Raw genomic sequence first — 15133 nt, 5'->3', positions numbered from 1 at the left:
CTGGCCTCGGTGGTGCTGACCGTGCTGCTCAACCTGGTGCTCTGAGGCGCTCCGACACTGTCACCCTTGGATGGGCGCGGACGCGATGCCGGTTGCACGCGGACCGGCGGACCGTCGGCTCAGCCGGCGGCGAGGTCCAGGTCGGCTATGACGGGGTAGTGGTCGGACGCGGTGCCGGCCCCGTCGTCGCGGACCACCCGGCAGGCGCCGGCCCGCTGCGCCAACGCCGGGCTGGCGAGCAGGTAGTCGAGCCGCATCCCGGCGAACTCGGCCCCACCCAGGCCGGTCGGCACTGTGTGACCGTCGGCCTCCGGCGCGTCGGCGTTGCGGGCGGGCCAGAGGTCGACCAGACCGGCGTCGAGCAGTCGGGCGACCGCGCGGGTGTCCACCGCGCCGCCGCGTCGGCGCAGGTGCCGCCGCCGGTACAGGGCGGGCAGACCGGCGAGCCGGGCGGTGTGGTCGACAGCCGGGTCGAGCGAGTTGAGGTCACCGGCGACGAGGGTCAGCGGCCCCGGGGCGCGGCGCAGCGCGGCGACCAGCCAGTCGACCTCCATCTGCCGACGGCCACCGGAGTACGGATATAGGTGGGCGCCGAGCACGGTCAGCGGCCCGGCGGCGGTGGCCACCACCACGCGGGCGGCGGCGTGGTGGAACGGCCGGCGCAGCGTCCCCGCGTCGAGGAGCCGGTACGGCGGCCGGACCAGCACCGCCACCGGTTGCCCGACGCACGACCGGGCCAGGTGGGGTGTCATCCCCACCCGGTCCGCCACGTCGGCCATCAGCCCGTCACTGTCGAAGCCCCGCAGCTCCTGGAGGGCCAGCACGTCCGGCGCCTGCGCGTCGACGACCCGGACCACCCCGTCCAGCCGGTCGACGCCGCCGCGATCCCGGCCGCCGGTGCGGATGTTCCAGGTCATCACCCGCAGCACGACGGCCCTCAGCCGGGTCGGCCGGCCCGCGCCAGCTCGTCGTCGAGGGTGTCCACGTCCTCCGACTCGATGGCCGGCCGGTTGCCCTCGGCGAGGTCGGCGTTCGGACGAACGACGAAGTAGAGCAGCCCGATCCAGAGCGCCGAGAGCAGGATCGCGCCCATGAAGTCGGTCGGGTGGTGCATCCCCCGGTACATCCGGGAGGTGGCCACCCCGACCGGCATGAGCACGGCCAGCCCCACGAAGATCCACCGCCACCAGCGGTCGGTACGCGGGAACACGATGAGGGTGATCGCCAACCAGACGCAGATCGTGGCGGCGATGTGTCCGGACGGGAACGACGAGGTGGGCATCGGACCGTCCAGGTTCTCCACGGCCGGGCGGGGCCGGTCGACGGCTCGCGCGGAGGCGAGGAAGAGGGTCAGCTCACCCACCATCGCCAGCGCCACGAAGAGCACCGGCCGCCAGCGCCGCCACACCGCCAGCACCAGCGGGCAGAACACCAGCGAGATCAGCAGGATGGCGTGGGTGTCACCGAACTTGCTCCACCACCAGCTCACCTCGGTCAACGCGTCGGTGTGCCGGTCGGCGAACCAGCGCGGCACGTCGGTGTCGAGGGTGTCGAGGAAGGTGCCCTTGGCGTGGTAACTGACGTACATGCCGAAGCCGTAGAGGGCGCCGAAGACGAGCACCCAGCCGACCAGCAGCTCGGCCACCGCCGAGCGGGGATGGGCCAGCACGTGCTCCTCGGCCGGGGCCGGGGCGATGTCGTGGCCCGCCTCCGGCTCCAGGCCCTCGGTCAGCGGCGGCACCGGCCGGCCCCGCTCGCGACGCCACAGCCGGAACGCGTACGCGGTGACGCCCAGCCAGGCGGCGCCGAGCAGCCAGGCGGCCACCACGTCGGAGACGAAGTGCACGCCCAGCGCGATCCGGGTCAGGCCGATGAGGGCAACCAGCACGCCCACTCCGACGATCGCCGGCTTACGCCAGCGCGGCGCCATCGCCGGGAGGAACACCAGCAGCAGCGCCCCGTACGCGACGAACGAGCCGAGCGCGTGCCCGCTCGGGAAGCTGTTGCCCGGCGCGCTGGCGATCGGCACGTCCACCACCGGGCGGAGTCGGCCGACGAGCGTCTTCAGGGACGGGTCCAGGATCAGGCCGCCGACGCCGGTGATGATCAGGTAGACGGCGAGCCGGGGCTGACGCCGGATCAGCAGCCCGACCACGGCGATGGTGACCAACCAGATGAGGATCGGCCGGCCGCCCAGGTCGGTGACCGCCTGGAGGACGGTGACCAGCGCGTGGTGCGGGGCGACGAGCCCGTTGAACCACTCGGCGAGCGCGTGGTCGGCGTCCTGCAGGGGGCTCCACCGCGTCCGGACCAGCAGCAGGAGCAGGCCGAAGGCCACCCCGGCGCCGGTGACCGCCAGCAGACCGGCGATGCTCCGCTCGGCGAAATGACCGATCGGACGCCGCGCCACCTCTTTGACCGCGGTCATCCCGCACCTCCCTTGTCGCCGTTGGCGAGGCGCTTCTACCCGATCCGCGTCCGCCGTACACGCGGCGGGGCTGGGGCGTGTGTCAAAGTCCTCGTCCGGCCAGGGGCTTTGACACGCGCCCTAAAGGGCGGTCATGTCCCCGGTGTCGAACAGCCCGACGCGGTCGGTGTCGGGCTCCCACAGGTCCGGTTGGGCCGGCTCCTGCACGCCGATGCGCAGCGCCTCCAGTTGGGCGGCGAAGGCCAGCCCGCCGAAGAGCGCCATCCCGGTCAGGTTGGCCCACAGCAGCAGCGCCATCATGCCGGTCAACGCGCCGTAGGTCTGCCCGAAACCGTCACTGAACCGCACGTACCCGGCGAGCAGCAGGCTGGCCGACCACCACAGGGCGGTGGCGATTCCGGCGCCGAACAGCAGCCAGGACACGCCGGGCTGGTTGCGGCGGGGCGCGTGCCGGAAGAGCACGGCGACGGCGAGGACGGTCAGCCCGAGGCTCAGCGGGAAGCGGATCACGTCCCAGATGCCGTGGGCGAGCGAACCCCACTCGTAGTGTTCGCGTACCGAGTCGCCCATCGCGCCGCCACCGACCAGGATCAGGAAGCCGGCGAGCGCGGGCAGGCCGGCGGTGACGGCCAGCACGGCGGCCCGCAGGTATTTGCGCAGCGCCGGCCGGTCCCGTTCCACACCGTAGATGCGGTTGGCGCCCCGCTCGATCTGGGCCATCGTGGTGGTCAGCGCGACCAGCCCGGTGAGCAGACCGAGGGTGAGCGCCAGCTCGCCGGCGTCCTCGACGCGTTCGCCCTCGCCGAGCAGCTCGGCGACCATCTGCGCGCTCTGCCCGGGGGTGAGCGCCAGGACGGTGTCGGCGACCACCTGGCCGCCCTCCTCGACGCCCAGCTCGGAGATCAGCCCGGTGAGGGCGATCAGGAACGGCACCACGGCGAGGCAGAGTTGCAGCGCGAACGCCCGGGAGTGGCTGAACCCGTCGCCGTAGCGGAACCTGATGAACGCGTCGCGTAGCAGGTGCCAGCCGCCCTGCCGGCGCAGTGTGTGCCAGGCGTCGTCGGCGGACAGCTCCTCGTCCGCCATCAGGCGCGTCTCCGGCACGATCCGGGTGCTACTCACGGCGCGCTTCCTCGATCAGCTGCTCGCCCCGCTCCCCGGCACCCTCGGCGTCGACGGCCAGGTCCGGGGCCTCCTCGGGCTGCGGGACGCAGAGCCAGAGCGCCCGCGGGCGGACCTCGGCCCGGAGCTGCCGGCCGGGGGCGATCAGGTCGCCGTCCAGCTCGCGGGGCTGGGCCCGGTTGCTGGTGACCACGACCCGCCGGCCGCGGAACACCTCCAGCCGGGGCACCTGACCGCTGCGGCGGATCACCGCCCAGCCGAGCGCGAGCCAGTGTCGCAGACTGCGCGGGGTGAGCACGGCGACGTCGAGCCAGCCGTCGTCCGGTTCGGCCTCGGTCAGCAGGGTCACCCCGCCCTGGAGCCGGCCGACGTTGGCGATCAGAACCGAGCGCGCCCGTCGGCGGACCGGCGGGCGGTCGTCGATCCGGATCTGCACCCGCATCGGCCGGTCCCGTAGGTGACGGGCGGCGCCCACCACGTACGCCGGCCAGCCGATGCGGGCCTTGGTGGTCTCGTTGGTGGCGGCGAGCATCTGCGCGTCGAAGCCCATGCCGGCCATCACCGTGAAGTATTTGTCCTCCACGGCGCCGACGTCGAGCAGCCGTCGACCGCGCTCGACGGCGACCTGCAACCCGGCGGCCAGGTCGGTGGAGAGCCCGAGGTTGGCGGCGAGCAGGTTGCCGGTGCCCTGCGGCAGCACGGCGAGGGCGACGTCGGTGCCGACCAACCCGCTGACGCAGGACATCACGGTGCCGTCGCCGCCACAGGCGAAGACCAGGTCGACGCCGTCCTTGACGGCCTGCTCGGTCTGCCCCCGGCCCGGGTCGTCGACTGTCGTCTCGTGCCACTGCGGCGCGGGCCAGCCGGCCGCGGTGAGGGCGTCGTCGACGGTGCGGCGCAGCTCGTCGAGATCGTCGACCTTCGACGGGTTGACCACCACGGCGGAGCGCAGCCCACCGTCACCGCCCGCGGGCCGCCTGTCCTGTCCAGCATCCACGGCGCCAGTGTGCGGCATGCGGGCCGCTCCGGCGACCCGGCGATCGACAGGCGTCGGAAGTGCCACAATCAGGTTTCAGGTCGGCCGTGCCAGTCACGCCGCCGTACGCAGCGCCGCCTCCACCCGCCGGCGCAGGTCGTCGAGGTCGACGCCGGACTCGGTGAGCACCAACGCGCCCAGCCCGCCGCCCTCCCGCAGCACCCCGAGCAGGATGTGCTCGGTGCCGATGTGCCTGTGGCGCAGGCGCAACGCCTCCCGCAGGGACAACTCCAGCGCCTTCTTCGAGCGGGGCGAGAACGGGGTGCCGAGGTAGCGCTTGCGCCCCCAGCGACGGCGGGGCGCCGGCACCGCCTCGCGCAGCGCGTCCGGGCCGAAGGACTGCTCGATGCGGGCCACGATGGCGGCCAGGTCGATGCCGATCTCCCGGAGGGCCGCCGCGTCGGCGTCGCCGAGACCGGCGCCGCCGGTGGCGGTGTGCGCGCGGACGCGTTCGCGCAGGTCGTCGGCGCGCACACCGGCGTCGGCGAGCACCCGGCTGGCCAGGCCGGCATCGTCGTCGAGGAGGGCGAGCAGCAGGTGCTCGGTGCCGACGGGCCGTTGACCCTCGGCCCGCGCCTCCTCCAGCGCCCGCCGCACCACGTCGCGCGCCCGGTCGGTGAACCGTTCGAACATCACGCCTCCCAGGATGTGTTGACCGCCGGTCGCCCGGCGTGCTTCTTGTGCACCGCCTGCCGGCTGACCTCGAGCGCGTCGGCGATCTCCTGCCAGGACCAGCCCTGTCGACGGGCGTTGTCCACCTGGACCACCTCGAGCCGCTCGAGCAGCCGGCGCAGCGCGCGGACGGCGCGCAGCCCGACCCGGGGGTCGGTGCTGCCGGCTGCCGCCGCGAGTTCGGTCGCCTGACTCATGCTGTCAACATACGTTGACAGTGCCGACCGTGTCAACCCTGGTTGACGGTGTGGGCGACGCAGCCGCTCGATCCGGCTCCGCCACCGTGCTCATCCGACTACGCTCGGTCAGGGACAGCTTGGTCGTGCCGGGCGCGACGCCCGGGAGGTGATATCGGATGGCCGCACCCGCCGACGCCGCGGTGCTGGTCGGCCTCGGGTCGGACCTCGACCTCCCGATCGTCGACCACGCCGCGCGGGAGGCCGCCGGACACGGCCGACCGCTGCACCTGCTGCACACCTTCGACTGGCACGCCGCCTTCTCCGCCGACACCGTCGCCGCTCCACGCGACCAGGCCGAGAAACTGATCACCCAGGCCGCCCAACGCGCGCACCAGGCGGAGCCGGGGCTGACCGTCCGCGGCGAGATCGTCGCGGGCGCCATGCTGCCCACCCTCATCCGCCGCTCGGAGAGCGCCTTCCTGCTGGCCGTCGGTGACAGCGGCATCGCCGGCAGCGGCCAGTGCGTCCCGGCCGACACGCCGGCCGTGCAGTTGGCCGCCCGGGCCGGCTGCCCCCTGCTGGTGGTCCGGCGCGAGCCGCCGCCGGACGGCCCGGTGCTGGTCGGCGTGGACGGCTCGTCCAGCTCCCACCTCGCCCTGCGATGGGCGCTGCGCTGTGCCGCCGGTCGGGACGCCCGCCTGCTGGCGCTTCGCGTCGTCGAGGACGACGAGGACACCGACGCGGTCGCCGAGCAGTTCGGCGCGGCCCTGGCCCAGCACACCGACCGGCACGGCGGGGTGCCGACCGAGTGTCGCGTGGTACGCGGCGACCCCGGCGCCGTGCTCGTCGACACGTCCCGCGCCGCGCAGCTGGCGCTCGTCGCCGCCCGCGGTGACGAACCCGGCCGGGCCATGCTGGGCGCGGTCGCCCAATCCCTGCTCTACCACTCCCCGGCGCCGGTGGTCGTCGTCCGCGGTCTCGCCACGATGCCACTGACCGGGTCGCAGCCCTCCTCGTCGAGGGACCAACGGCCCTGACCCGAGGGCGTCCGCGGCGGCCAGGCTGGACACCGGACGCCCCACTCCCAACCGCGAGAGGCAGCCTGATGGATACCGCTCCCGACGTACGCCACGCCCTCACCGACGACGAGCTGCGCCGGCTGGACGCCTACTGGCGCGCCGCGAACTACCTGACCGTCGGGCAGATCTACCTGCTGGACAACCCGCTGCTGCGCGACCCGCTGACCCCCGACGACATCAAGCCGCGGCTGCTCGGGCACTGGGGCACCAGCCCCGGGCTCAACCTGATCTACGCCCACCTGAACCGCGTGATCGTGGCGCGCGACCTGAACGCCATGCTGGTCACCGGGCCCGGCCACGGCGGCCCAGCGATCGTGGCCAACACCTGGCTGGAGGGCACCTGGTCGGAGCGCTACCACGACGTGGGGCGCGACGAGGTCGGCATGGCCAGGCTGTTCCGCCAGTTCTCCTTCCCGGGTGGCATCCCCAGCCACGTCGCGGCGGACGTGCCGGGCTCGATCCACGAGGGCGGGGAGCTGGGGTACGCGCTGAGCCACGCCTACGGCGCCGCGTTCGACAACCCGGACCTGGTGGTGGCCTGCGTGATCGGCGACGGTGAGGCGGAGACCGGGCCGCTGGCCGGTAGCTGGCTCTCCAACGTGTTCCTCAACCCGGCCCGCGACGGCGCGGTGCTGCCGATCCTGCACCTCAACGGCTACAAGATCGCCAACCCGACCGTGCTGTCCCGGATCCCCGAGACCGACCTGCTCGACCTGCTGCGCGGGTCGGGTTACCAGCCGTACGTGGTGGCCGGCGACGACCCGCCGCAGGTGCACCGCGCGCTCGCCGCCACGATGGACCGGGCGCTGGACGAGATCGCGTCGATCCAGCGCGGGGTGCGCTCCGGCGGCGCCGTCGAACGTCCCCGCTGGCCGATGATCGTCCTGCGTACGCCGAAGGGCTGGACCGGTCCGCGCGACGTCGACGGCGCCCAGGTGGAGGGCACCTACCGCGCCCACCAGGTGCCGCTGTCCGGGGTCCGCGACAATCCGGCGCACCTGGCCGAGCTGGAACACTGGCTGCGCAGCTACCGGCCGGAGGAGCTGTTCGACGTGACCGGCGCGCCGGTCGACGAACTGCTCACGCTGCCCCCGCGTGGGGACCGCCGGATGAGCGCCAACCCGGTCACCAACGGCGGCGTGGTGTTACGCGACCTGACCCTGCCGGACTTCCGTGACTACGCGGTGGAGGTCCCCGAGCCCGGCCAGCCGATGGTGGGCGCGACCGGGGCGCTCGGGCCGTGGATCCGCGACGTCATCAGCGCCAACCCGCAGACGTTCCGACTGTTCGGGCCGGACGAGGTGACGTCCAACCGGCTGGGCGCCGCCTTCGAGGTGACCGACCGGGCCTGGGTGGCCGCCACGGTTCCCGGCGACGACCACCTCTCCCCCGACGGCCGGGTGCTGGAGGTGCTCTCCGAGCACCTGTGTCAGGGCTGGCTGGAGGGCTACCTACTGACCGGCCGGCACGGTGTGTTCACCAGCTACGAGGCCTTCATCCACATCGTCGACTCGATGGTCAACCAGCACGCCAAGTGGCTGAAGGTGACCCGGGCCATCCCCTGGCGACAGCCGATCGCCTCGCTGAACTACCTGCTGTCCAGCCACGTCTGGCGCCAGGACCACAACGGCTTCTCGCACCAGGACCCGGGCTTCATCGACCACGTGGTGAACAAGAAGGCCGAGGTGGTCCGGGTCTACCTGCCGCCGGACGCCAACACGCTGCTCGCCACCATGGACCACTGCCTGCGCAGCCGGCACTACATCAACGTGGTGGTGGCCGGTAAGCAACCGGCGCCGAACTGGCTGACCATGACCGAGGCGATCCAACACACCCGGCGCGGTCTGGGCATCTGGGAGTGGGCCAGCAACGACGCCGGCAACGAACCGGACGTCGTGCTCGCCTGCTGCGGAGACGTACCCACCCTGGAGACGCTGGCCGCCGCCGACCTGCTGCGCCGGCACCTGCCGGAGCTGACCGTGCGACTGGTGAACGTTGTCGACCTGATGCGACTCCAGCCGGACACCGAGCACCCGCACGGCCTGACCGACAACGAGTTCGACACCATCTTCACCAAGGACCGCCCGGTCATCTTCGCCTACCACGGCTACCCGTGGCTGATCCACCGGCTCACCTACCGCCGTACCAACCACGAGAACCTGCACGTGCGCGGCTACAAGGAGGAGGGCACCACGACCACGCCCTTCGACATGGTGATGCTCAACGACCTGGACCGCTTCCACCTGGTCATCGACGTCATCGACCGGGTGCCCGGGCTGGCCGCCCGCGCCGCGCACCTGCGCCAGCAGATGGCCGACGCCCGGCAGGCGGCCCGCGACTACACCCGCCAGTACGGCGAGGACGACCCCCGGGTCGCGGAGTGGCGCTGGGTCCGCGAGACCGATCCCACCAACCCCTGAAGGAGGACCCGTGCGCGACGCGGAGATCCTGGTCGGCTACGACGGCTCCACCGACGCCTCGGTGGCCCTGAACTGGGCGCTGGAGGAGGCCCGGCACAGCGGACAACCGGTGCGGCTGGCGTACGTCTTCGAATGGCTGACAGTGGCCGGCTGGGTCGGTCCCGGCGTGGCCCCCGGCGTGTGGCCGGACGACACCGCCCGCCGTCAGGTCGACGACCTGGTCCGCGGCGCGGCGGCCGACGCCGCCGCCGCGAACCCGGGCCTGACGGTCACCGGCGAGGTGTACGACGGCCCGCCCGCCCTGGTGTTGCAGGAACGCTCGGCCGAGGCGGGCCTGCTGGTGCTCGGCAGCCGGGGCCACGGCGGGTTCGGTGGTCTGCTGGCCGGGTCCACGGCGGTGTCGGTCGCCGCGCACGCGCGCTGCCCGGTGGTGGTGGTCCGCGACGGGACGGCCGGCGGGCCGGACGGCCCGGTGGCGGTCGGTGTGGACGGTTCGGACCCGTCGCTGGTGGCGCTCGGTTTCGCTGCCGAACGGGCAGCGCGACGGCGGGTGCCGCTCCGCGTCCTGCACGCCTGGACACCGGGCCCCGGTGGGGCGGCCGGGGTCCCCGACGAGCGGGCGTCCGTCGAGGCGGCGCTGGAGCCGTGGCGGCGGACCTTTCCCGAGCTGGACATCACCGTCGACCTGGTCGCGGGCAGCCCGGCGTCGACGCTGATCGCGGCGAGCCGCGACGCGCGGCTGGTGGTGGTCGGCAGCCGCGGCCGGGGTGGGCTGGCCGGCATGCTGCTCGGGTCGGTCAGCCAACAGCTCATCCAACACGCCAACTGCCCGGTCGCGGTGGTCCGCGAACGCTGAGGGACGCCGGAGTCGTCCCGAGCCGACCGCGGCCCGCGTCAGCGCCGCTCGGGCGCCGGCTCGGCCGGGTCGAGGCTGAAGAACTCCTCCTCTTCCTGCGCCAGGTGCAGGCGCAGCACGGCGTCCAACCCGTACAGGGTGGCGAGCAGGTCCGGGACCTGGTCTCGGCGCAGCCGACCGTCGTCGGACTGCCCGAGTTGAACGCCGAGCAGGTCGACCTGACGACGGATCTCCACGTGCGCGCGGCTCATCGTGGAGGTCGCCTCGCCGCTGCCCAACGGCTCGGTCAGCGCGGGGTAGAGCTGCCGGTCCTCGGCATCCTCGTGCGGCAGCACCTGTTCGGTCAGGCGGCGGTGCGTCTCCCGTACCGCCGGCAGGCACCCCGGCGAGGCCGGGTCGGTGGCGACCAGGTCGGCGGTGTCGCGCAGCCCGGCCAGCACCTCGCGTACCGCCCGGTGCTCCTCGGCGGCACGGGCGAGCAGTTCCCGGGTACGCGGCGCGACGGCACGGCGGCGCAGTCCACCCCGCAGGGCCCGCAGCGCGTTGAGGATCACCAGCACGTCGATGCCCTCCTGAAGGAACGCGCCGACCACCGGGGGAAGCCGGCCGGCCGCCGCGGCGAGCATCGCCAGCACGGCCAGTCCCATCCCGACGACGGCGCTCTGCACGGCGATCCGGCGGGCGTACCGGGCGATCTCCACAGCGTCCGCGAGCCGGTCCAGCCGGTCCACGGTGAGCACCGCGTCCGCGACGTCCGCCGAGGCTCTCGCCCCGGTCGCGCCCATCGCCACGCCCACGTGCGCCTGGGCCAGCGCCGGGGCGTCGTTCACCCCGTCGCCGACCATCACCGTCACCGCCCGGTCGGCCTCCGCCCGGACCCGATCGACCTTCTGCCGCGGTGTGCAGCGGGCGAGCGTGTCGTCCACGCCGACGGCTGCCGCCACCTGCGCGGCGGTCGTCGGTCGGTCGCCGGTGACCAGCACGATCCGCCGCAGCCCCGCCGCGCGCAGCCGGCGCACGGTCCGGCGGGCGTCGGGGCGTACCGGATCCTCCAGCAGGATCGCGCCGAGCACCGCGTCCTCGGCGCTGACCCACACCGTCGACCAGCCGGCCAGTTCGGCGCGGGCCCGCGCCCGGTCCGCCCAGTCCGGTAGCTCGCCGGTGACCTGACCGACACTGACCAACCGGCCGTCGACCCGGCCGGTGACCCCCCGGCCCGGCTCCTCGGTCACGTCCGCCGGTTCGGTCAGCGCCAGCCCGCGCTCCCGGGCCTGCCGGACCAGCGCGGCGGCCAGCACGTGCGGGGAGAGCTGTTCCACCGAGGCCGCCAGCCGCAGCGCCTCGTCCCGGTCGCCGCCGGGGGCGACGACGGTCTCGGCCGCCCGCGGGCGGCCGGCGGTGAGCGTGCCGGTCTTGTCCACCAGCAGGGTACGGGCCCGGCCGAGCAGTTCCAGTGAGCCGCCGTCACGGACCAGCACGCCACGCCGGGCCACCCGGGACAACCCGGAGACGATGGCGATCGGGGTGGCCAGCAGCAGCGGGCAGGGGGTGGCCACCACCAAGACCGCGACCGACCGGACGACGTCACCGGCGAGCAGCCCGGCCAGCCCGGCCAGGACCAGCGTGAACGGTACGAACGCGGCGGCGTACCGGTCGGCGAGCCGGACCATCGGGGCCTTGTGCGCCGTCGCCTCCTCGGCCAACCGCACGATGCCGGCGTACGTGCTCTGCGCCGCGTTCCTCGTCGCCCGCATCCCGAACGCGGCCCCCGCGTTCACCACGCCGCTGGCGACCGTCTCCCCGGCCGCCCGCTGGAGCAGCCGGGACTCGCCCGTCACCACCGACTCGTCCAGGGTGGCCGCCTCGTCCAGGGTCCCGTCCACCGGCACCGCGTCGCCGGGGCCGACGAGCAGCCGGTCCGCCGCCTCCACCTGATCCAGCGGCACCACCTCGACGCCGCCTCCCGCCCCCCGTCGACGGGCGGTACGCGGGGCTCGGGCCAGGAGCGCCCGCAGGTCGCGGGTGGCGCGGCGCTGCGCGTACGCCTCCAGCGAGCGTCCGGTCGCCAGCATCACCGCGATGACCGCCCCGGCCAGGTACTCCCCGACCGCGAGCGCGCCGGCCAGGGCCAGCACGGCGATCACGTCGACGCCGAAGTGCCGACGCCACAGCGAGCGCAGCATCGACCACGCGGCGGGGAGCAGCGCGGCCACCGTGACGGCCGCCCAGATCGCCTCGGCGGCGGTCCGCTGCCCGCCGATCCGCAGCGCGGCGCCGGCGAGTACCGCCACACCGAGCCCGAACAGCGGCGTCCACGCCCACCACCGCCGGACGCGGCCGCGCGCCGGCTGCGGCTCGACGCACTCGGTCGGCTCCGCTGCCATCTGCGCATCGTCGCAGCCCACCGCCGCGCACCGACGCCACACCGCCTGATTCGTCCGGGCGGTACGACCCGGTACGGGCGGGACCTACGGCCCGTGCGGGAGCGCACCGGATTGCCACAGGATGGAGCGGCAACCCACCGCGCGGCACCGCGTCGTGAGGCACGATGAGCAGAGACGGAAAGGTCGTGAGCATGAGTCAGGAGAGCGAACTGACCACCGCGCTGGCGGAGGCCGCCGCCACCGCCGGCCACGCCCCCTCGGTGCACAACACCCAGCCGTGGCGGTGGCGGGTGCTCCCCGACGCGCTCGAACTGCGCTCGGTCGCCGACCGGCAGCTCGCCGCCTCCGACCCGGACGGCCGGCTGCTCGCGATCAGCTGTGGCACCGCCCTGCACCACGCCCGGATCGCGCTGGCCGCGCAGGGGTGGCGCGCCGCGGTGCGACGGCTGCCCGACCCGGACGACAGCGAGTTGATGGCCCGGCTGACCGACCTGAGCCGCAGCACCGCCGACCCGGACGCCATGCGCCTGGTGCAGTGCATGCGGATACGGCACACCGACCGGCGGCCGGTCAGCGACGAGCCGGTGCCGACCGCCGCGATCGAGCAGATCACCCACGCGGTGACCGCCGAGGGCTGCCGGATGCGGGTCCTCGACCGTGACCAGGTGCTGGAGGTGGCCGCCGCGGCCGGGCAGGCCCACGCGGTCGAGGCGGAGGAACCGGAGATGCGCGCCGAACTGGCGTACTGGACGGGCCGGGCCGGCGCCGGCACCGGGCTGCCGTCAGAGGTGCTGCCCGAGCAGCCCTCGCAGACCACAGTGCCGGGCCGCGAATTCGGCCGCTCGGGCAGCCTGCCCATCGGTCCGGGCCACGACCAGGCGGCGGTGTACGCGATGCTGCACGGCGACGAGGACGAGCGGGGCAGTTGGCTGCGCGCGGGCGAGGCGCTCTCCGCCGGCTGGCTCACCGCCACCCGGGCCGGCGTGTCGGTGGTGCCGCTCAGCGCGGCGGTGGAGGTGCCGGGCACCCGGCAGACGCTGCGTCAACTGCTCGCCGGGATCGGCTTCCCGTACCTGGTCCTCCGGTTGGGCATCGCGGACCCGGCGCACGCCGGGCCACCGCACACGCCGCGACTGACCACCGCGCAGGTGGTCGACACGTCAGCCGTCCGCTGAGGGGGTCCGGGGACGAGGGCACCGGCGCTACCATCCCCCGATGACCAGCAGCGTGCCGCCGCCCCGACAGGACCCGTCGGCGACCCCGTCGCTCGGCCTGAGCCCGCTGTCCCGCGTCCATCTCGACGAGCTTCTGCAGGAGATGCTGGACCGGGTCGGCGAGGTGGTCACCAGCCGGGAGCGGCTGCGCGCCCTGCTCGACGCGGTGGTCGGCATCGGCACCAACCTGGACCTGCGCACCACCCTGCGTCGTATCGTGCAGTCCGCCTGCGAGCTGGTCGGCGCGCGCTACGGCGCGCTCGGCGTCGTCGGCCCGGACCGGCTGCTGCACGACTTCATCGTGCACGGCATCACGCCCGAGCAGCACGAACGCATCGGCGACCTGCCGCATGGGCGCGGCGTGCTCGGCCTGCTCATCGACGATCCCCGGCCGCTGCGGATGCCGGACATCACCCAGCACCCGCGCTCCTACGGCTTCCCGGCCAACCACCCGCCCATGCACAGCTTCCTCGGCGTGCCGGTGCGCATCCGCGACCAGGTCTTCGGCAATCTCTACCTCGCCGAGAAGCAGGGCGACGCGCAGTTCACCGAGGACGACGAGGAGATCGTCGTCGCGCTCGCAGCGGCCGCCGGCGTGGCCATCGAGAACGCCCGTCTCTACGCCCTGGCGCACCGCCGGGAACGGTGGCTCGCCGCGACCGCGGAGATCACCTCGGTGCTGCTCGGCGAGGTGCGCCGTACCGACGCGCTGGCGCTCGTCGCCCGCCGGGCCCGGGAGGTCGCCGAGGCGGAGGTGGCGCTGGTGCTGCTCTACGACGACGACGCGGAGCGGTTCACCGTCGAGGTCGTCGACGGCCTCGACGAGCAGGCGCCGGCCCTGATCGGCACGGCCCTGCCGGCCGCCGACACCAGCTTCGGCGAGGCCGTCGCGCAGGGCAGCCACGACCAGGTCGACGACCTGGCGCACGCCGCGCCGTGGCCGGCGCTGCTGCACACCGGGCCGGCGGTGATCTCGCCGCTGGCCACCGCCGAGACCCTGCACGGCGTGCTGGTCGTCGCGCACCGACCGGAGCGCGGCGGCGGCGCCAGCGACGACGAGGTGGCGCTGCTCGGCAGCTTCGCCGGGCAGGCGGCGCTGGCCATGGAACGGGCCCGCGGCCAGGAGGAACGCGAGTTGCTGGTGGTCCTGGAGGATCGTGAGCGGATCGCCCGCGACCTACACGACGTGGTGATCCAGCGGCTGTTCGCCACCGGTCTGCAACTCCAGAGCGCCGCGCCGATGATGTCCCGACCCGAGGTGGCCAAGCGGATCAACGCGGCGGTGGACGACCTGGACGCCACCATCCGCGACATCCGCCGGACCATCTTCGAGCTGCGGACCCCGATGACCGCCGCGCTGCGTACCGAGCTCCGGGACGCCGTCGAGCGGGCCACCGGGTCGCTCGGGTTCCCGCCGCGCCTGGAGCTGATCGGCCCGGTGGACAGCGCCGTCCCGGACCCGATCCGCCCCGATCTCACCGCCGTGCTGCGGGAGGCGCTGTCCAACGTGGTCCGCCACGCGGGGGCCAGCCGGGTCGACGTCGTCGTACAGGCCGACGCCGGGCGGGTGAGCCTCACGGTCACCGACGACGGGGTGGGCTGCGACGGCGCCGCCGCCCGCGGTGGCCTGGTGAACCTGCGGGAACGCGCCGAGGGCCACGGCGGCACGTTCGAGGTCGGCCCGGTCGAGCCGCACGGCACCCGACTGCGGTGGAGCGTGCCGCTGCGCGACTGAGCGGACGA

General features: G+C 74.1%; 12 protein-coding genes. 5 read left to right on the top strand and 7 right to left on the bottom strand.

Features of this window, described 5'->3' with window-relative positions; translation table 11 throughout:
- Positions 1-119 precede the first annotated feature (119 nt).
- From O7634_RS18130 to O7634_RS18105, 6 genes are all read right to left on the bottom strand, one after another.
- Positions 120-929, bottom strand: a complete 810-nt coding sequence (locus O7634_RS18130; protein WP_278151294.1) for an endonuclease/exonuclease/phosphatase family protein — start codon at positions 927-929, stop codon at positions 120-122.
- Positions 930-937: 8 nt separating this feature from the next.
- Positions 938-2428: a phosphatase PAP2 family protein gene (locus O7634_RS18125; protein ID WP_278151293.1), complete on the bottom strand. Its 1491-nt coding sequence runs from the start codon at positions 2426-2428 to the stop codon at positions 938-940.
- Between the two features lie 120 nt (positions 2429-2548).
- Positions 2549-3550 (bottom strand): YihY/virulence factor BrkB family protein, encoded by a 1002-nt coding sequence (locus O7634_RS18120; RefSeq protein WP_278151292.1) that lies wholly within the window; start codon positions 3548-3550, stop codon positions 2549-2551.
- Positions 3543-4565 carry a diacylglycerol kinase family protein gene (locus tag O7634_RS18115; protein ID WP_278151291.1) on the bottom strand — a complete coding sequence of 341 codons (1023 nt, stop codon included), beginning with the start codon at positions 4563-4565 and terminating at the stop codon, positions 3543-3545. The genes O7634_RS18120 and O7634_RS18115 overlap by 8 nt, the downstream gene beginning before the upstream one ends.
- A gap of 75 nt (positions 4566-4640) precedes the next feature.
- Positions 4641-5219 carry a Clp protease N-terminal domain-containing protein gene (locus O7634_RS18110; protein ID WP_278151290.1) on the bottom strand — a complete coding sequence of 193 codons (579 nt, stop codon included), beginning with the start codon at positions 5217-5219 and terminating at the stop codon, positions 4641-4643.
- The gene (locus O7634_RS18105) at positions 5219-5455 is read right to left on the bottom strand and encodes an HTH domain-containing protein (protein WP_278151289.1); all 237 of its coding nucleotides are present in this window, start codon (positions 5453-5455) and stop codon (positions 5219-5221) included. The genes O7634_RS18110 and O7634_RS18105 overlap by 1 nt, the downstream gene beginning before the upstream one ends.
- Before the next feature lie 158 nt (positions 5456-5613).
- Here O7634_RS18105 and O7634_RS18100 point away from each other — a divergent pair, with 158 nt between their 5' ends.
- The 3 genes from O7634_RS18100 to O7634_RS18090 all read left to right on the top strand — a co-directional run bounded on the left by O7634_RS18100 (position 5614) and on the right by O7634_RS18090 (position 9792).
- The gene (locus O7634_RS18100) at positions 5614-6474 is read left to right on the top strand and encodes a universal stress protein (RefSeq protein ID WP_278151288.1); all 861 of its coding nucleotides are present in this window, start codon (positions 5614-5616) and stop codon (positions 6472-6474) included.
- 68 nt (positions 6475-6542) lie between these two features.
- On the top strand, positions 6543-8936 hold the full coding sequence (locus O7634_RS18095) for a phosphoketolase family protein (protein WP_278151287.1): 2394 nt from the start codon (positions 6543-6545) through the stop codon (positions 8934-8936).
- Between the two features lie 10 nt (positions 8937-8946).
- On the top strand, positions 8947-9792 hold the full coding sequence (locus O7634_RS18090) for a universal stress protein (protein WP_278151286.1): 846 nt from the start codon (positions 8947-8949) through the stop codon (positions 9790-9792).
- 38 nt (positions 9793-9830) lie between these two features.
- On the opposite strand, the gene O7634_RS18080 is transcribed toward O7634_RS18090, so the two are convergent.
- Positions 9831-12176, bottom strand: coding sequence for a heavy metal translocating P-type ATPase (locus O7634_RS18080; RefSeq protein WP_347404266.1), 2346 nt, complete (start codon positions 12174-12176; stop codon positions 9831-9833).
- A 164-nt stretch (positions 12177-12340) separates the two neighbouring features.
- Between O7634_RS18080 and O7634_RS18075 the strand changes: the two genes are divergently transcribed.
- Entirely contained in the window at positions 12341-13351 is a 1011-nt protein-coding gene (locus O7634_RS18075) for a nitroreductase (RefSeq protein WP_347404265.1), read from the top strand.
- A 40-nt stretch (positions 13352-13391) separates the two neighbouring features.
- A complete protein-coding gene (locus O7634_RS18070) occupies positions 13392-15125 on the top strand; it encodes a GAF domain-containing sensor histidine kinase (RefSeq protein ID WP_278151284.1) in 1734 nt (577 codons plus the stop codon).
- Positions 15126-15133: the final 8 nt, after the last annotated feature.

This window comes from Micromonospora sp. WMMD1120, from assembly GCF_029626235.1.
Classification (GTDB): Bacteria; Actinomycetota; Actinomycetes; order Mycobacteriales; family Micromonosporaceae; genus Micromonospora.
This window is presented reverse-complemented; position numbering and strand designations above follow the sequence as displayed.